Source organism: Rummeliibacillus pycnus, from assembly GCF_050459865.1.
Classification (GTDB): domain Bacteria; phylum Bacillota; class Bacilli; order Bacillales_A; family Planococcaceae; genus Rummeliibacillus; species Rummeliibacillus pycnus_B.
Genome location: NZ_JBCMNM010000112.1, coordinates 1 through 18,608 on the forward strand (window position 1 = coordinate 1; position 18,608 = coordinate 18,608).

The following is an 18,608-nucleotide window of genomic DNA, read 5'->3' on the forward strand; positions in this document are numbered from 1 at the left end:
TTCCACATCATGCAGAAAGCAGATTGATAACCTCCACTCTCTATTTATACAATCAAGTAAAAAATTTCTGCATACGTTATTTGTGAAATATTAATTGAGTTAAGAACTTGTTTTGATGTTAATCTTTTAATTGAGTTTTATTTTATTTTTTATTGAGTATTGGTGGTGCGGTCTCTTCAGGTGTTAGTTCACGAATTAGTACAGGTACAGGGTAATCAACACCTTTTTGGTTTTCTAATTTAATGGAATACATTGGTTGTAATGCTTGATGATCTTCTTTTCGGAATGTCATCGTGCCTTTAGGTGTTTCGAATGACATCCCTTCCATTAACGGAATTAGTTTATTGCCGTCCGCATCTCCATCAGATTTTTTTAGTGCCTCTACAATCGCTACAGCAGCGGAGAATCCACCTGGTGTAAATAAATCAGGAACTGTATTGTTAAATCGTTTTTTATGTTCTTCTACTAACCAATCATTCACTTTGTTATTTGGTAAAGTATGATAATACACAGAGAATCCTTCCATACCAACTAGTGGCTTCATCAATTGGAGAGCTGTAATGTCTGGTGCGCCTGTAGAAATTTTGATACCTTTTTCGGTTAATTTAAGATCTGCAATTTGATTCCAAGGAGAATTTGCACCAGCCCATACTACAAATAAATAATCAGGTTTTGCTTTGATAATTTTTTGTAGGTTAGAAGTAAAGTCCGTTGCAGCTGGGTCAGCATACTCTTCTAATACCACTTTTGCGCCTAATTTTTCGGCAGCAGTTTTAAATGCTTTCACGCCATCCAATCCGAAAGCATAGTCAGGTGCAAATGTTGCAATCTTCGTTCCTTCTTTTGCAATTGCTGCTGCGGCTGCATATGCGTCCTGCGATGAATTACGTGCAGTACGGAAGATAAATGGATTGAATTCTGAACCTGTTATACTGTCTGCTACTGCTGGCTCTACCACCATAATTTTTTCGTATTCTTCTGCGAGTGGTAAGACAGCTAAAGTATCTCCAGAGCTAGATGAACCAACTAAGAAATCCACCTTGTCATCCTCAAGTAGTTTTGTTGCTTTTTGTACAGCAACTTCAGGCTTCGTTTCCGTGTCTTCCCACACCACTTCAATCTTCTTTCCAGCAACCTCCATTTTGCCATCTGTTGCATAATCAAGTCCAAGTTCAAAGCCTTGTTTTGTCTGTTTACCGTATGATTCCAACGCACCTGTTAAAGAGGCCAATACACCCACTTTGATTGTTCCGCCCTCTTTTTCTTTCTCATTAGATGCAGATCCATTGGATTTTTTGGCACTTCCACATGCGGCAAGTAAAACCATTACTGCAACTACTAAAAAGAGCAACCATTTTTTCATTTATATACCCCCTCTTATTTTTAAAGCGCTTACAATCTTGCTGTAGATGTATCATAACTGTTACTAGTTACAAATTAGTTACAAATAAAAAAACCTAACGTATCCACGCTAGGTCATCTTAAGATCATGTCGTACATCTGAATGGTTGTTTCCATCGGCTCAATATTCAATTCTTTCTTTAAAATTTCCTCACATTTTTCGAACCATTTTACAGCTTGTGCCCTATTCTGTAACTGATAGTAGCCATACATAATTAAACGATATGCTTCTTCCCATGTATCATCGAGTTTCAGCAACTGTTCTGCCCAATAGATGGTTTGGTTAAATTCTTTTAAACGGACATAATTCTGTGCCACTCGTTCTATAGCTTCCATATAAAGATGTTGTATTTCTTCACGAATATCCTGAAGCCACTCCAATTGGCGTTTGTCTGTAATAAATTCACCAATATAAACTCGAATACCTCTTAAAAGCCATTCATTCGAAACATAAGGATCCTTTTCCTGCATCCCAAAAGATATAAATTGTTTAAATGAATCTAAATCACTTGTCATACAATGAGCTGTCATCAGTTTGTACATTGACTGTTTTCGCATAACATAGGCACTTTCAGCTCGAGGTAAACGGCCCGGCTCTAGTACTTTTAATAAAGCATTATAAACTACCTTAAAATCTCTCATACTTGCATCTTCTGTAGCATCTGGCCATAAGAAATTTAGTATCTCTTCTTTTGACACAAATCTTGTTTGATTCAAATAGAGATAGATTAATAACTCTTTCGCTTTTTCTCGATGCCAAGATTTTTCATCGATTTCTTTATCATCTCTATACACTGTAAAATTTCCTAATAAATGAATTGTATATAAATGTTTCGGAACTGGAAGATTATCATCCACTTCTAATAATTGATAAATCCTTGTAGTATAAGGGGATGGATTTTCATGTAAAGTCGTCCATTTGTGCAACATTTTCCACCATAAAATACTCTTTGTTGGGCCAAAGATATGTTGCTTCCTAATAAAAAAGTGATAATTTTTCTCTAATATTAAAGATATACATATATTAAAATTTGATGTAAATGCAGTATCTTCATTTTGCAAGTAATCAATATAAGCCTTCCAAAAATGGACAATCATTCGCCCAAAATAGTCTTTTGCATTTTGGAATTTTCTATTTGCATTTTCAAGTGCTTCTTTTGCTTCTTCATAGTGTTCATGCTCCACATAGATAATCGATAGCGATATATAAAGTAAGGCTGAAACCCAGTGATCATGCACTCTTTCTGTTTCTTTTAAACCTATTTGTGTATACATTATTGCTTGATCCAGTTGTTGTTGCCTACTTTTTACTATTGCTAACCCCATATAGGATTCAGCTTTTGCACGATTCACCTGTATACGATCCATTATTTCGATTGTCTTTTGATAACATTTTTCGGCTTCAGCTATATTAGAAGGATTCAAAACAAGTAAAGTATGTCCTTTTCGTAGATGTGCTACAGCTAATATATATTGTGCATGTGTATTTTCATTCTTGGCGATACTTTTATTTGCTAATTCTAATGCTAATTCGTGTTCTCCTAGCAATATTAAAATGAACGCGTTTAATACATCCGTTTCACGATAAGTGTCTGATAATAGTCCATTTGTGTCCAATCGATTCTCTAAGAGATTTTTTGCTTCATGAATTTTGCCTTGTCGTAATAATATTCTGGCATCTAAATTACCTTGTATCAATATTTCAGGTGATAGGCCAACATCTAATACCCACTTTTCGGCTTCAAATGGCCTACCTAGATTAACTAAGTTTTCTGCATATTGCCTCTGGATAAACTGAAGATCTGCCTTATCTAATTGGAACCGTTCCACTAATTCAAGCGCTTCTTGTAAATAATTTTCAGCAAGTGCTGGTTGAATCGTATCTAAATAGATATGCGCAATTCCAGCCTTTGCTCTAAAAATAGCATCATACGAATAGGATTCTTCAGCAAAGACGATACATTTTTCGTATGCATTTTTTGCTTTTTCATATTGGGCACGGAAACGTTGACTTTCCCCTTCAAAATAATAAAGTTGAAAATGTTCTGCCATCGTCTCCTCAGATAATTCACGAATCCGCTCGATAAACCAATCAAACTTCCCATCTTCTATGAATCGATTAGCAAAACAAATTAATGTTGAAGCGATGAAATCTTCATCTTTCGTTTTCATTGCGTGAAAGACGGATTGGATTGAGTTCTGCTTTTGAGTAAAATACTTAGCCGCTTTTAGATGTAATGCAGTATACTCATCTAATTTCTGCTCCATCATTTTCAATTCCAAAAATTGCTGAAATAATATATGGTATCGAAATTCTGAATGTCCACTTAACGGTTGGATAAATACATGTTTATGCACAAGATTTCGAAGTAACTCAGAATAAGGTTCACCGTAAAATGCTTCGATTACTTCATATGAAAATGTTTCAAAAATACTAAATTTCATAATTGAATCCTTTTCATATTCATCCAAGGATTCAAACACTTCGTCTGATAAATAATGAAAAAAATCATTGGAAGAAGGGCTTTGTAATTTCTCGATCGCTTTCTTCAAATCGATAGTTTGAGTTGCAAGAAACAATATAGCAATTGCCCATCCTTCAGTTGTTTGGAGAATACACTGAACTTGATCCTCCGAAATAGGACGATCGAAATAATCTTCAAAGAAAACTTGGATTTCTTCAGCAGAGAATACAAAATCGTCTTCTATACATTCAACTAATTGAGATTTTAATCGTAGATTTCGTATACATCCCCAAGAAGGATACGTTCTAGTTGAAATAATGAGGTGAATATTCGGCGGTAAATGAAGGATGAATTTTTCCATGATGTAATGGATATGAAAAATATGATCTACAAGAAAGTAATCATCTAATACCACAAAAAATGGTTCTTCTATTTTGCAAAATTCATTTACAAACAAGGTAAAAAGTTTGTTTAACTCGTCAACCTTTGGGAACATCGAAAGCTGATCCCATCCACTCATACCCTCTCCAAAAGTAGGGTGAACTCGCCGTACACTATAAAACAAGTGACGCAAAAATGGTAACACATCATCATCATCTTCCGTCACTTGATACCATGAAAAAGTTATTACTTGATCTGCTAAAAATTGTGCCAATGCTGAACTTTTTCCAAAGCCCGCTCCACTATGTAAAATGGTGAGCTTTGCTTGATGGCTATTCGCTAATTTTTTCATTACTTTTGAACGTCTCATGTAATGTATGGCAGGTTCTGGTGGAATAAGTTTAGATAACAATATGATGTCTTCCATATCGAAACCTCCTTCACATCCTTATGTAAGTAATATTTTAACATATTAGTATAAAGTTATATGTTTTAAGAATAGTGTATTTGCACTTTTATACTAGATTATTCATAGATCTATTCAAATAGACGAACAAAGCGAATATTTTTGGGTATGTGTAGAATTAGCAAAGAAGCTCAAAGAATTTTCCATGAAAATGCTCTATGGGTACCAATTGCACATACTACCCCATCAGTTGGAATAGTAGGCTATGTCAAAGGTTTTAAATTACAACCAATGGAACATGATGACTTAGCAAAAGTTACAATTGAAAAATAAAAAAACGATTACCAGGCAGCTGTTTATTGCCGAAGTAATCGATTTTCAACTTTTTCAATAATAATCAGTTATACGACATATAGATTAGTGTTGCATAAGATTCTATGCTAATTCCCCACCGTCTATCGGGATATTCTGGCCAGTAATATAAGCTCCTTCATCTGAAGCTAAAAATGCGTACATAGCAGCTATTTCACTTGGATCTGCATGTCTTTTCAAAGGTATATTCTCATTTACCCTCTCTAACATTTCTGGTGTATATTCTGCTCTTTGCATATCAGTCAATACGTACCCTGGACAAACCGTGTTTACTCGAATTGATGGAGCGAGTTCTAATGACATGGTTTTAGCTAATAAATTCACACCAGCTTTTGAAGCGTTATAATCGGTGTAATAGGGATGACCTGTTATTCCATTTGTTGATGCTGTCATCAGTATTACACCCTTTTCTTGCTGCAACATTCTCTTAGCTGCTTCTTGAGCTGTAAAAAAGATTCCATCTAAATTAATACCTATTACTTTTCTCCACTGTTCAGGGGTAATATCAATAAATCTATTTCTTACACTAATTCCTGCATTAGATATTAATACATCTATTCCTCCCATTAGATGATCAACCTCATGAAAAGCTCGCTTCACTTCATTAGGATTGCTAACATCCACAAATACACCATAGTGTATAGATGGATGTTCTGTTGATATTCTGTCTAAAGCTTTTTTATTATAATCAAAAATTGTGACAATGGAGCCTTCTAATGCAAAACGAAGAGCAGTAGCAAGTCCAATTCCACTAGCCCCACCTGTCACTACGACTCGCTTACCTTGCAGACTATCAGAATATCTTCCGTTTTCCATAGTATTTTGCACTCTCCTAAATTATTTCTATTTTATAATTGGTTTTATAAAGTGTTATTGTAAAATTTTTTTAATCACTTCATTCGTAATATTCGGAACCATTTCCATAGAATAATTAAGTTCTACGCGTTCATAGCGATTATGTGCATCATACCCATATGGTCCTATGTTGATTGTTGGTACATTGATTTTACGGATATTATCATAATTCACATAATGTTTAGTACCCCAACTTGGATTATTTTCAATAACTGCATTGATTCCTTCTTCATCATCACTTAATGCTACACAACTCATATCGCAAACATAGGGGAAGTAATTTCTTTTGACTATTGGATTTGAATAGTTTGGTTGGACCTTTTCTATTGCAAAATCCAATGCGTCTATTAAATTTTGTTCCTTTTCATTTTTTCCTGTTAAATCAATTCGAGGAGAATACAAAGATGAATAAAATAAAATAATTGCTGGACTTTTATCTTTCATCCATTTCCATTCCTCTTCTACAACCTTTGCAGAAAACATTCGAACATCAAGTGATTCATCTAACAGGAGATTTTCTTTAAATTGATTCATATGTGCTAAATATTTTTCTCCATTCTCCTCTAACAGCATTTTCTTCATGTCTTCATAAACGATTACCCTAGTTTTCCATGGGAGTTCTGAAAATGGTTGGCCACTAATTTCGCAATACTTTTGATGTCTTTCTTTCAATTGATCTATTGCATTGTTGAAAGCGATCTCTGCTTGATTTTTCAATAATTCTAATGCTTCTTTCGGTGACCAAGATTGGATGAAGAAGTTGTAATATACATAAGATGATAAAGCAGTTTGGATTGTGTAAGTTTCTTTAAAATCAGTTTGTTTTAATGAAACAGGCGGCATCGGTGTTTCACCAAGTGATTTGTCACATAATTCCGGATTATAGCTAATTTGTCTCGTTAACTCTGCAGCAATATAATTTGGATCAAGCCCTTCAAAACTAGATCCAGCATGTGTCTCTGCTCCAGTAATGAAAAACGATGGTAAAAGCTTTCCGACTGTGCCTTTATAAATATATCGATTTGGATCTCCTTCATATCTTGGTGCAACAAAATCCGAATTAATAAGAGCTTGATAATCGAAACCTTGATCTTCCTTTAAAGAAAGTAAATCTTGTATACCAGACAAAACTCCATGAGAACTATCCTCTTCATCACATTCTGCAAAAAAAACTAAGTTTCCATTTAGCTCTTCTGGATGTTCAGCGTAATATTTTAATAAATAGTAATGACTTGCTACCCCGCTCTTCATGTCAAGGACACCGCGTCCAAAATGCCAATTATCCGATTGAAGATGCTCCTTAACTAAGTCTGGAACTATCTCTTTTGTTAATGCTTTTTTCAGTTCATTTGGTGAACAGGCTTTATCTTTTAAGGTGTTAAAGTCTTCTATTCCTACTGTATCCGTATGCCCCATTAAGATTACCGTCTTCTTTGAATTCCCTTTTTTACCTTTAATAAAAGCGAATACATTATAACGTTCAATTTCATCATCTTTTGTTTGAGATAAGAAGACTTGGGATGGGTGATATTTAAAATAGTTTAAAGAAGAAATCATATTGTACAATTTTTTAGCTACTGCTATTTCACCTTTTGTATTGACAACACTTTCAACTTCAACCAGTCTATTTGTTACATCAAGTACATCATCATAACAATTTAACATGTTAAAACACCTCTTTATCATAATTTCAATCTTTTTTCCTTTCCTACAAAATTTGCTGTAAGAACCTTAGTGTTCTCTCTTCTTTTGGATTCTTGAAAAATTCATCTGGAGTTCCCTCTTCAATAATCCTTCCGTCTGCTAACATAATCACTCGATCTGAAACCTCACGAGCAAATCCCATTTCATGCGTAACAATTACCATTGTCATTCCTTCTTTTGCCAAATTCTTCATTGTTTCTAACACTTCACCGACAAGCTCCGGATCTAATGCTGATGTGGGTTCATCAAATAACATTACTTCCGGTTCCATTGCAAGAGCTCTTGCAATTGCAACCCTTTGCTTTTGTCCCCCTGATAATTGATCTGGGTAGAAATATACTTTATCTGATAATCCTACTTTTTTTAATAATTCGATTGCGTTACTTTTAGCTTCATCTTTGTTTTGTTTTTTAACATGTACTGGTGCTTCTATGATATTTTCTAAAACAGATAAATGTGGAAACAAATTAAAATGTTGGAAGACCATCCCCATGTTTTCGCGAACTTTATTTAAATTAGCCTTTTCAGGATCAATTATTTCTCCATTAATCTCAATTTGTCCGCTGTCTATAATTTCCAGAAAATTCAGACACCTTAGAAGAGTACTCTTCCCAGAACCACTTGCACCTATTAATACTAACACCTCGGATTTTTGTACTTCTAATGAGATATCCTTTAGAACTTCTACGTGATCAAAGGATTTACGCAAATTCTTCAATTTTATCATTTTTCTTCTTCCCTCCATTATCTAATTTCTTCTCTAACTTATTGAATAGAATGGTGAAGAAAAGAACCAAAATTAAATAATAAATACCTACCACAAAATACGTCTCAAATGGCATATAATTTGCTGCTTGTGCAGATAGAGCATGATTAAATAACTCTGATACCGCAATATAGGCCACTAATGATGAATCTTTTAAACCTATGATAAATTGATTGCCTAGTGCTGGAATTGCTCTTTTAAAAGCTTGGGGAAGAATAATTCGTCTCATACTTTTCATATAGGTCATACCCAGAGATCTTGCGGCTTCCATCTGTCCACGGTCAATAGATTGAATTGCCCCTCTAAAGATTTCAGCGATATAAGCTCCTGAATGTATACCTAATGCTAAAGCACCTGCTGTAAAATCTGATAATATGAAAATACTTGAAATTCCATAGTATAAAAACATTAGCTGAACAATTAATGGCATTCCTCGAATAATAAATATATAGAAATCTGCAATTTTCCCTAACACTTTAATGTTAGAAACTTTAAAGAATGCAAAAACTAAACCTATTATCGTTGCAATTATTAATGAGACAATAGTTAACTCTACTGTAACTAATGTCGCCTTCAAAAATTCAATAGCATGTGTTTGAAATATAGAAGTGATATTGGATATAAAATTCAATAATGTTCTCCCCCTACCTAGGATCTATTCAATGAAATTCATACACTTTTACTTTTCAAGTAAATTTACACCGAACCATTTCATACTAATTTTTTCATAGGTTCCATCTTTAACCATGGAGGCAATTGCATCATTGATTGCTTGTAACAACTCTGGATTATCTTTATTAATTGCAACCGCAATATTTTCCGTTTTAATTACTTCTCCTAAAGGTTTAATTTTCAAACCAGATTCTTTCATTGCAGAAACCCCTACAACTCGGTCAGTAATAACTGCAGCAGTGCGTCCTGGCGGTAAGTCCTGTAAAGCATAAATATCACTCGGGAAGTTTTTGATTTTAGTTGTATATTTTTTTGCATCTTCTACATAAGTACTCGCTTGCATTACTCCGATTGTTTTATCTTTTAAATCAGCATCTGTTTTAATCGTATTATTATTTTCAGCAATAAAGATTTGTGCGCCTGAAATATAGTAAGGATCTGAGAAATCTACTTGCTTTGCTCTTTCTTCTGTAGCTGTCATACTACCGATAATTGCATCGTATTTTTTTCCTTTTAAACCTTGCAAAATAGTTTCCCATGGATTTGTCACAGGGTTTGCTTCTAATCCGATTCTTTTTGCAATTTCAGTACCTATCTCAACATCAAATCCAACTAACTTTTCTCCTTCTTTATAGTTTAGCGGTTTCAATAATCCACTCATTGCAAAAGTTAATTTTCCATCGTTTACCAACTTTATATTTGTTGTTTTTTTGCTACCTGTTGCATTTTCCTTTTTATCAGTATTACTACCTTTTCCACATCCAACTAGCATAGAAATCATTAAAATCCCCATTACGATCATTAACAAATTCAGTTTACTTTTCAATAAAAACACCCCTTATATTTTTATTAAACCGACATTTTATTTACTAATCACGGTGAACAATATATTAAAAAGCAATGCACATTTTTGTTTTAGGAAGAAGGCAATCATTATTAAAATGGATTGCCCTTTTTTTCTATTGATTATATACAGGATTTAAAACTTTTTTCTGATAAAGTCTCCAAGTAATACACCATTTTTCAGGGTTGTCTAAATAATCATTTTCTACTAATTGATGAATCGTACTATTATAAGGTGCATTTTTAACTAATGTTGGATTTTCGTAGGCTTCTTTTGAAATTTCTTCAAGCGCATGAATATATTCGTCTAAATCTGATTTTGAATAGGATTCTGTAGGCTCAAGTGTAAAAGGTTGTGGAACAATATATGGATGATGACTAGTCCAATAATGTAGACCAAAATCAGTCATCCTTCTTTGTACATCTTCAGTTGTAATTCCAGTTTCGTCCGTAAGCTTTTTCCAACTGTAACGAACTTGCTCCAATCTTTGTCCAACTACATAAGGGGCACTTGCACCTCTTATCTTTATTATTTTATGGTAAAGATAATTGTTATTTAGGACAGCTGTTTCAGCAACCTCTTTTAATCCATCCGCACCTAAAGAACGAATCCAAGCGTAGGCTCTTAAAATTGTTTGAGTTACACCATGGAACACTCTCACTTTGCCAATAGAACTTGCTAAATCAAAATTTAAAGTATAATTTTCACCATCAAATTCTACAATTGGAGCAGGTAAATACTGCTTCAATGCTTCCGTAACTCCTAATGCACCAGTTGCTGGACCCCCACACATATGAGGTGCTGCAAATGTTTTATGAAGATTAAAGAAACACATATCGAATCCCGCTTCTTTTGCTCTAGTTATTCCTAATAAACCATTTGCATTTGCCTGATCGTAATAGCAGATTCCCCCTGCATCATGTACAATTTTTGTAAATTCTTTTATTTTTGGGTTATAGATTCCTGTATCTTCTGGATTTGCTACCACAAAGCCAGCTGTTCGTTCAGATACTACTTCTTTCAATTTTTCTAGACTCGGGAACCCTTCTTTATCAGGATGTAATGTGATAATTTTATATCCTTTCACCGCTGCAGTAGCAGCTTGTGATGGATGTGAAAAAATAGTTGTAATGATTTCATCACGTTGATCCCCTTCACCACGATCTTCATGATATTTTCTGACAATGGAAGCCATAGCAAATAAAGCTTGTGTTCCTCCACTTGGTTGAAAAGAAAACGCATCTAACCCAGAAATCTCACGCATACACAAATCTAAATTATGGATAATTTCTAATGTACCTTGTACCGTGCTCTCCGCTTGTAGGGGATGCAATTCCATTATTTTTGGATTTCTAACTAACATTTCATTAATCTTAGGAATATATTTCATCGTACATGTACCTTGGCCAATCTCAACGTTAAAATCAGAGCCTAATGTTTCTTGAGAAAGTCTTAAGTAATGTCGTAACACTCTTGCTTGACTAATTTCAGGGAGTTTTGGCTTTTCTAATCTAACCATTGATTTTGGAATTGCCGATATGCCATCGCCCACTTCATTTATTACATTCTCATTGGCTAGTGGAATCTCAACCCCCTTTTCTCCTGCTGTATGAAGCTCAAAAATAATAGGCTCATTCCATTTAGCTTGATGAAAATCACGCACTTTTTCTTTTCGGATGATTGGTTTCAATTTAATACCCCCTTGATGAAGATTAATTATTGACTATTTCTTTTATTGCCTTGATTAGACGATCCATATCATCTTTTGAATGTACTTCTGTAACACAGAATAACGCTGATTGTCCATATTCAGGAAAATCCTTAGAAAGATCCTTACCACCAAAAATTTTCTTTGTTAATAATTTTTCATTAATCGTTTCAACTGTTAAACCAGTATCATTAAAATCTACAATAAATTCCTTGAAAAATGGAGATACGATTCTTGAGCCTTTTACATTATCAATTTTGTTTAGATTTTTTACTACGTATTGACTATTCTGCATAATTGTCTGACCTAATTCGTACATGCCTTCAGGACCTAGTAAGGATAAATAAACTCCTGCAGTGATTCCCCATAAAGCTGTTTGAGTTCCAACTGATTCTTTACCTTTTTCTCTTAAAGCAAAAGAAGTACGTTCATATGCTACATCACCGAATCCATATTCTCCTTCCTTTTTCGTTGGAATAATACCAAATAATCTTGAAGGATACTCATGTATATACTTTTCTTCATCTCGAGTTGCAATAAATCCCGCTTGACCTCCACTGAAATTCATGTGCATTCCAAGTGGTTGTAAATCACCACAAACAATATCTGCCCCGTAATGACTTGGTGGTGCCAAAATACCTAAAGAAATCGGATCTACACCAACAACTATTAAGACATCAAATTCTTTTGCAATTTTGGAAATCTCATTACCTTGAGATTCAATAAAACCTAAATATGCTGGATTTTCAAAGTAAATAGCAGCAACTTCATTGGAAATTTTCTTCTTTAAGTCGTTTAAATCCATTAATCCCGTATCTTGATCAAATGCTATAGAAGAAAATGACAATTCTGGAGAACCGTAATTTTTTATGATTTTCTCTCTTTCAGGTGCTACTGTTTTTGCTAGTAAAACTTTATTTCTTCCAGTAATTCTTGCAGTCATTCGAATTGCAGTTGCTGCTGCTTGCCCCCAGTCAAATGTCGGTACATTTACTACGTCCATATCCACAAGTTCTGCTAAAAGACTTTGATATTCAAATAATGCTTGGAATCTACCATGATCTTCATAAGGTTCACCAGCATATGCAGTTAAAAACTCGGATCTTTGATTTACTTCATCACAAACTGCAGGTATAAAATGTTGCCAACATCCTGCCCCTAAAAAATTCAAATATTCATTTGTACTAATATTTTTATTTAATAATCCTTCAATATGTTTTCGTAACTCGTACTCTGTTAATGCTTTTGGAATTTTCATCTCTTCTGTGAAAAGCAGTTCTTCAGGAATGCATGAATATAATTCCTTACTAGACTCTATGCCTATTTCTTTTAGCATTTCTTCTTTCACTTCAGGTACCATGTTCGGAATGTATGGATGTACCTTTTTATTCATTGTATTACCTCCCTCATCGAATATAGGTATATCAAAATTTGAATCTTGACGAATTCTTAATGTTAAATTTCACAATTAATATTAGACTGTATGCCCCTTTAAGCTAGGCCGCCACCATCAACTATTAATTCAGTTCCTGTAATCCAACTAGATAAATCACTCGCTAAGAATAGAACTCCTTTTGCAATATCAAGAGGTGTTCCTAAACGAGATAATGGACGACCAACTGCAGAATCTTTTAAGAAGGCATCCTCGTCTAAATTTAATTGTTTTGCTTCACCTCTTAATAATGGAGTATCTGTATCTCCTGGGCAGATACAATTCACACGAATATTTTGTGGTCCGTGGTCAATTGCCATTGCTTTTGTCAAATTGACAACGCCTGCTTTCGCAGCACAATATGAAGCCGCTTTGTCACCACCCTTTAACCCCCAACCAGATCCAGTATTAATAATGCTTCCTCCATTGCCTTTTGCCATAATAGGAATAATGTATTTAGATAGTAGATAAACCCCTTTTAATGAGACATTAATTACGGCATCCCAATCACTTTCTTCTAAATCAACTACCGTTTTTCTTTTGATAATTCCTGCATTATTAAAAAGAACATCAACATGGCCATACTTTTCTTTAATCGTTTCACTTACTTCAAAACAATTTTTTGAGTTTGTTACATCACATTTCATAAATTCTGCATGGAGTCCTTCTTCTCTAAATAATTTTGCCGCACTTTCTCCATTCTTTTCATCTATATCCAGCAAAATAACCCGACTACCAATTTCAGCCATTAACTTTGCTGTTTCATAACCAATTCCGGATGCTGCACCTGTTACAATAGCTACTTTATTATCCAACTGAAAATAATCCTTTGACATATAAACCCTCCTACATATGTTTGACTAACTATAAAGCAAAAAGCATGCCAACTTGTAGATGTTAATAAATCAAATGAAAATCAAAATATACTGATTTTATTTTTGTCAATTCTGACAATAAATTGACAATAATTTCAATCCCTCTTAATCTATTGACTAAAGTGTTCGTCAGAGCTTTCTTCTAATGACTTCATGACCTTTTAAGCTAACAACTTTCTATCTACTGTATTTTCATCAACTAAGGAATGTATTTATTAAAATAGTTTATTGTACATTTATTTTAAAAATAGTACAATATTGTAATACACGAGAATATAAACGTTCTCAAATAGTTTTTTATTCCTTCTAATTTTCTTCTCTCTCCGAAAATGTAACCCCATCTCAGTATTCTCTTTGCATTTAAAGTTAAATTTGATTAATAGATATTCACTTGAAAACAGCTAACTCTTATTTTCTAGGGGGTACTTCATGTTATTTATGTCTTCCATTACTAAGATGATTAAAGCATTTGCTGAACTATTACAAGTTGAAATTGCTTTCTTTAATAGCCAAGGTTTACTAATAGCATCAACAGAAGAATATATTAACCAGAAAAAAAATAGAGTATATTCACCCTTTTTCAAAAAGCAATTTAAAGAAAACTTAAGTTTTGTTAATGATCCTGGAAATATGAAGATGTGCAAAGGTTGCCATTTTCAATCTAATTGCCCTTCAAAAGCAGAAATTTTATTTAAGATGACAGAAAACGAAATTCATTTTGGTTTTTTATCATTTGTAAGTTTTTCAAACGAAGGACAAAAAAAATTAATTATTCAACAAGATTACTATAACTATTGGTTATCCTTATTAAGTGACCTCCTCATATCTTTTATAGGAAACCCCAAAAATTTAACTGTAGATTTCGCGCGAGATAAAGATAGTATTCATTATATTTTGGGGAATAATAATCAACTAAACGATTTAAAAGAACTACTTTCAAATGTGGTAAATAGCTCCTCCTCTGTAGTTATTACTGGAGAAACTGGTACAGGGAAATCTTTATTAGCAAAGCTTATTCATGAACAAAGTATTTTTAGAAAAGGGAAATTTGTTGAAATTAATTGCGCTAGTATTCCTGAATCATTATTTGAAAGCGAACTATTTGGTTATGAAAACGGCGCATTCACAGGAGCAAATAAAAATGGAAAGGCTGGATATTTTGAATTGGCAGATCGGGGAACTCTGTTTTTAGATGAAATTGGTGACTTACCATTGCATTTACAACCAAAACTATTAAAAATATTACAAGATGGGATGGTACAAAGATTAGGAGGAACCCATCCACAAAAAGTTAATGTTCGTATAATAGCAGCGACAAATCAATCATTAGAAAAATTAATAAATGAAAAAAAGTTTCGAGCTGATTTATATTATAGATTGAATGTTATTCCAATCCATTTACCACCATTAAGAGAAAGAAAAGATGATCTTGAAATACTGGTACCAACATTAATTGAAAGGCTACAAGAACGCACTGGTAAGTTTATAGAATCCTGTTCAGAATCTTACTTAAAACGGTTATCGCAATATCACTGGCCCGGCAACATCCGTGAGCTTGAAAATGTTATTGAGTATAGTATGAATATGGAGAAAACCTATCAATTAACTGAATCAGCTCTTCCATTTTCTTTTAAAAATTTTGAGGATTCTAGGTTATCGACGGAAATACAATCAAATAGTTTAAAGACATTGGAAAAAGAAGGAATCATAAATGCTTTAAAAAAGTATGGATTTGATTTTGAAGGAAAAAAACTTGTTGCTGAGGAATTAGGGATTAGCATGCGAACATTATACAGAAAAATTGAAAAATACTCTATTTTTATACCATCAAGTTGAATTTTCTTTCGTAGGTCAAAGAAGTTAAAAACCCCTCCATTGCATAAGAATGCAACAGAGGGGTATGTAATTCAATACTTTTCAGCATGTAGTATCCTACCGTTCAGTAGGGAAATCAAGAAGTCAAAACTTTCGTTCACTCAAAATACCTATTAATATAGTATAATGTAAAATTTTAAAAAAACTCATCTACACAGGAATCACAATAATAAATGTAGTTCCTTTCCCCTTTTTACTTTCTACTTTAATACTTCCTCCTACTTTATGAATAGCATTATAAACCATAACCATTCCAAGCCCTGTTCCTAGCCTTTTCGTAGAGTAGTATGGCTTTCCTAATGATGAAATTTCCTCATCTGTCATCCCAATACCTGAGTCTATAATTTTTAGAATGATATTCTTTTTTTGCTCAGAAACTTCGATTTCTAATATGCCACCTTTTTCTTTCATTGCTTCTATACCATTTTTGAACAAATTAATGAAGCATTGTTGCATCTGGCTTTTATCAAAATTTTTATGCAATGAATTGTGAAAACTAATTTGTATTTTAACATTATGCATATTTGCATAAGGAATCAGTATATTTTTGGCATACTCCGTTTCTTCTTTTAAGTCAGATTCTATCATGTTCTCATATTGTGGCTTGGAGAAAGTGAGAAAATCGCTTACAATTTTTTCGGCACGTAATAATTCTTGCAATGAATAATCAACATAACTCTTTTCTTTCGGTGAAATCGACTCTGATTTACTTAATAGTTGTAGAAATCCATGAGTAGTGGTGAGAGGATTTCGAATTTCATGTGCTACACTAGCTGATAATTCACTAATTACCTGGTATCGATCTGTTTGAATAATCAATTCACGGGCTTTTATATTCGATATTATACGCTCAATTAGACAAACGATTACAGTCATCATGATTAAATGGGTACCAATAGCATGAAATGCCAAATTCCAAAACTCCCCATTTAAATCTATTTGAAAAATTAAAGTAAAAAGATAAAAGAACATTGTAAAAAAAGATACAATCGCAGATACTAGAATGCGATATTTAGCACTTAAAGAAATAAATTTACGATGATAACATGATACAGCCACCAAAATGGCAGTTGAAAATAGCAATGATTGTATGAAGCCATCTCCCCCAATGATGAAACGATATAGATTAAGCACTATATAAGGAAGGAGAGTATTTTTGTATCCAAAATATAAACCTATGACAAGAAATGGAATATACCGCAAATCAAAAATAAACCCAGTTTGTAGATGTATTGGTAATGTCATACATAAGATCATTGTTACTGTAGCAAGAATGGTGTTAATTAGTTTAAAATGATGAAGATTTCTTGCTTCAAAAAATACAAAGTAGAATAAGAACGGCAAAAGTAAAAAAAAGAAGTTTATCAATAATGGTTCAAACAAGATTGTACTTCCTTCCAAGAAAATTGATATCTACATTATTTTTACCATAGCTTCCGCCGTAATGATAGGTTTATCTAAAATACTGTATTTATTTTAAATTTTCAATATTATCCTTATTTTCAAAAAATATTATCTTGATGGATAATTAAATACAAATTTGCCTATTACAATAGCAATAATACTTGAGTATAGAAATATCAAGTTTTTATTTTTATATGCCACCAGAAACACTTAAATTTTCGCCTGTAATACCAGATGCTCCGTTTGAGGTTAAGAAGTACACTCCATCTGCAACTTCCTCTGGGGTAATAAAACGTTTCATTGCTTGCTTTGGATAAATAATTTCTTCCAATGCTTGAGCTTCATCCAATCCTTTTTCCTCTAAGTCCTTTAATTGTTTGATAAGGAGCGGTGTTTTTACTGGTCCTGGTAATACAGCATTTGCAGTAATATTAAATTCTGCACCTTCTAAAGCCGTCACTCTTGTAATCCCAATTACGCCATGTTTAGCAGCTACATAAGCTACTTTTTCAGGTGTAGCTTTTGTACCATGAATAGAAGACATGTTTACAATACGCCCATATTGTTGCTCTTTCATATATGGCAATGCATGTTTTGTCATAAGGAAGGTTCCTTTTAACATCACATCCACCAATAGATCCCATTTTTCTGTAGGGAAATCCTCAATTTTATCACGATGTTGAAGACCTGCATTATTTACAACTACATCTACTTGTCCTTTTCTTGCTACTAGCTGAATAGCTGCTTTTACGGAGTTTTCATCCGTTACATCTAATTCTATTGCAAGAACTTGTCCTGGATATTGTGCTTCTAATTTCTTTGCTTGATCAAGATGTAAATCTGCTGCAAATACAAAATCTTCTTGTTCGACGAATTTTTTCACTAACGCTTGTCCAATTCCTCCAGCTGCTCCAGTAATGATGACATTTCTCATTTATTTCCCTCCATTGTTATAAATCTAAATTAGGATTTGAGTGTAAAAATAATTGTTAATAATAAATTAAATGATTATCCATTTAATTTTAGAACAGCGAACAAACTGTAAAAGAAAAAAGCTGTAATATACAAACTAGAAATTGTATATTACAGCTTTTTATTTATGGCTCTGTATAACTTGATGGATTATTATGATAATGTTGATTTATTTTTAAACATCTTCTGAACTAAAAAGACAATCGAACGAATTATTGAGACGTAAATGAACGCTTCTACAAAACTGATTCCTAATACAAATACGTAACGTCCAAAATCCTCAAGTTCATTGAAATAGTAAAGCTGAATATGCCAATCAAAAAATAAAGATTTATAACTTGTAATAAAAAAGATAGGTATTAACAAAATCCAATAAAAGATAGGCATATTTAGATTCTGACCCTTTACTAGCATTTCTATTTCCCCCTAAATTTAATCATATTAATCTGCTTGTTAGATGATGTGGAATTAGCTTC

General features: G+C 33.2%; 15 protein-coding genes. 2 read left to right on the forward strand and 13 right to left on the reverse strand.

Translation table 11 applies throughout. The features are described from left to right. Nucleotides 1–142: 142 nt before the first annotated feature. Together ABE048_RS19455 and ABE048_RS19460 are read right to left on the reverse strand one after the other, a co-directional pair. Nucleotides 143–1,363, reverse strand: a complete 1,221-nt coding sequence (locus ABE048_RS19455) for an ABC transporter substrate-binding protein (RefSeq protein ID WP_430312957.1) — start codon at nucleotides 1,361–1,363, stop codon at nucleotides 143–145. Between the two features lie 113 nt (nucleotides 1,364–1,476). Then, nucleotides 1,477–4,674, reverse strand: a complete 3,198-nt coding sequence (locus ABE048_RS19460; protein WP_430312958.1) for a BTAD domain-containing putative transcriptional regulator — start codon at nucleotides 4,672–4,674, stop codon at nucleotides 1,477–1,479. 141 nt (nucleotides 4,675–4,815) lie between these two features. Between ABE048_RS19460 and ABE048_RS19465 the strand changes: the two genes are divergently transcribed. Beyond that, nucleotides 4,816–4,986, forward strand: a complete 171-nt coding sequence (locus tag ABE048_RS19465) for a hypothetical protein (RefSeq protein ID WP_430312959.1) — start codon at nucleotides 4,816–4,818, stop codon at nucleotides 4,984–4,986. Between the two features lie 102 nt (nucleotides 4,987–5,088). Here the strand turns inward: ABE048_RS19465 and ABE048_RS19470 are convergent, their stop codons facing one another. The 8 genes from ABE048_RS19470 to ABE048_RS19505 form a co-directional block, all read right to left on the reverse strand. After that, nucleotides 5,089–5,841, reverse strand: a complete 753-nt coding sequence (locus tag ABE048_RS19470; RefSeq protein ID WP_430312960.1) for an SDR family NAD(P)-dependent oxidoreductase — start codon at nucleotides 5,839–5,841, stop codon at nucleotides 5,089–5,091. Nucleotides 5,842–5,895: 54 nt separating this feature from the next. Next, a complete protein-coding gene (locus ABE048_RS19475) occupies nucleotides 5,896–7,545 on the reverse strand; it encodes a M20/M25/M40 family metallo-hydrolase (protein ID WP_430312961.1) in 1,650 nt (549 codons plus the stop codon). 43 nt (nucleotides 7,546–7,588) lie between these two features. Continuing rightward, nucleotides 7,589–8,311 (reverse strand): amino acid ABC transporter ATP-binding protein, encoded by a 723-nt coding sequence (locus ABE048_RS19480; RefSeq protein ID WP_430312962.1) that lies wholly within the window; start codon nucleotides 8,309–8,311, stop codon nucleotides 7,589–7,591. Further along, entirely contained in the window at nucleotides 8,286–8,963 is a 678-nt protein-coding gene (locus tag ABE048_RS19485) for an amino acid ABC transporter permease (protein ID WP_430312970.1), read from the reverse strand. Before ABE048_RS19485 ends, ABE048_RS19480 begins: the two co-directional genes overlap by 26 nt. A gap of 66 nt (nucleotides 8,964–9,029) precedes the next feature. Then, entirely contained in the window at nucleotides 9,030–9,824 is a 795-nt protein-coding gene (locus ABE048_RS19490) for a transporter substrate-binding domain-containing protein (RefSeq protein WP_430312971.1), read from the reverse strand. A gap of 157 nt (nucleotides 9,825–9,981) precedes the next feature. Then, nucleotides 9,982–11,556: an aminomethyl-transferring glycine dehydrogenase subunit GcvPB gene (gcvPB, locus tag ABE048_RS19495; protein WP_430312963.1), complete on the reverse strand. Its 1,575-nt coding sequence runs from the start codon at nucleotides 11,554–11,556 to the stop codon at nucleotides 9,982–9,984. 22 nt (nucleotides 11,557–11,578) lie between these two features. Beyond that, nucleotides 11,579–12,967, reverse strand: a complete 1,389-nt coding sequence (gene gcvPA / locus ABE048_RS19500; protein ID WP_430312964.1) for an aminomethyl-transferring glycine dehydrogenase subunit GcvPA — start codon at nucleotides 12,965–12,967, stop codon at nucleotides 11,579–11,581. A gap of 98 nt (nucleotides 12,968–13,065) precedes the next feature. Continuing rightward, nucleotides 13,066–13,842 carry an SDR family NAD(P)-dependent oxidoreductase gene (locus tag ABE048_RS19505; protein WP_430312965.1) on the reverse strand — a complete coding sequence of 259 codons (777 nt, stop codon included), beginning with the start codon at nucleotides 13,840–13,842 and terminating at the stop codon, nucleotides 13,066–13,068. A 468-nt stretch (nucleotides 13,843–14,310) separates the two neighbouring features. On the opposite strand from ABE048_RS19505, the gene ABE048_RS19510 reads away from it, so the two are divergent. Further along, nucleotides 14,311–15,717, forward strand: coding sequence for a sigma-54 interaction domain-containing protein (locus ABE048_RS19510; RefSeq protein WP_430312966.1), 1,407 nt, complete (start codon nucleotides 14,311–14,313; stop codon nucleotides 15,715–15,717). Nucleotides 15,718–15,906: 189 nt separating this feature from the next. Here ABE048_RS19510 and ABE048_RS19515 read toward each other — a convergent pair whose 3' ends face one another. From ABE048_RS19515 to ABE048_RS19525, 3 genes are all read right to left on the reverse strand, one after another. Further along, a complete protein-coding gene (locus tag ABE048_RS19515) occupies nucleotides 15,907–17,139 on the reverse strand; it encodes an ATP-binding protein (RefSeq protein WP_430312967.1) in 1,233 nt (410 codons plus the stop codon). 211 nt (nucleotides 17,140–17,350) lie between these two features. After that, nucleotides 17,351–18,094 carry a 3-hydroxybutyrate dehydrogenase gene (locus ABE048_RS19520; RefSeq protein WP_430312968.1) on the reverse strand — a complete coding sequence of 248 codons (744 nt, stop codon included), beginning with the start codon at nucleotides 18,092–18,094 and terminating at the stop codon, nucleotides 17,351–17,353. Between the two features lie 191 nt (nucleotides 18,095–18,285). Continuing rightward, the gene (locus ABE048_RS19525) at nucleotides 18,286–18,546 is read right to left on the reverse strand and encodes a hypothetical protein (protein ID WP_430312969.1); all 261 of its coding nucleotides are present in this window, start codon (nucleotides 18,544–18,546) and stop codon (nucleotides 18,286–18,288) included. Nucleotides 18,547–18,608 lie beyond the last annotated feature (62 nt).

Coding starts and splice junctions, on each gene's coding strand:
- ABE048_RS19455 (WP_430312957.1), bottom strand. CDS start 1,363: ATGAAAAAATGGTTGCTCTTTTTAGTAGTTGCAGTAATGGTTTTACTT.
- ABE048_RS19460 (WP_430312958.1), bottom strand. CDS start 4,674: ATGGAAGACATCATATTGTTATCTAAACTTATTCCACCAGAACCTGCC.
- ABE048_RS19470 (WP_430312960.1), bottom strand. CDS start 5,841: ATGGAAAACGGAAGATATTCTGATAGTCTGCAAGGTAAGCGAGTCGTA.
- ABE048_RS19475 (WP_430312961.1), bottom strand. CDS start 7,545: ATGTTAAATTGTTATGATGATGTACTTGATGTAACAAATAGACTGGTT.
- ABE048_RS19480 (WP_430312962.1), bottom strand. CDS start 8,311: ATGATAAAATTGAAGAATTTGCGTAAATCCTTTGATCACGTAGAAGTT.
- ABE048_RS19490 (WP_430312971.1), bottom strand. CDS start 9,824: ATGATCGTAATGGGGATTTTAATGATTTCTATGCTAGTTGGATGTGGA.
- gcvPA (WP_430312964.1), bottom strand. CDS start 12,967: ATGAATAAAAAGGTACATCCATACATTCCGAACATGGTACCTGAAGTG.
- ABE048_RS19505 (WP_430312965.1), bottom strand. CDS start 13,842: ATGTCAAAGGATTATTTTCAGTTGGATAATAAAGTAGCTATTGTAACA.
- ABE048_RS19510 (WP_430312966.1), top strand. CDS start 14,311: ATGTTATTTATGTCTTCCATTACTAAGATGATTAAAGCATTTGCTGAA.
- ABE048_RS19520 (WP_430312968.1), bottom strand. CDS start 18,094: ATGAGAAATGTCATCATTACTGGAGCAGCTGGAGGAATTGGACAAGCG.
- ABE048_RS19525 (WP_430312969.1), bottom strand. CDS start 18,546: ATGCTAGTAAAGGGTCAGAATCTAAATATGCCTATCTTTTATTGGATT.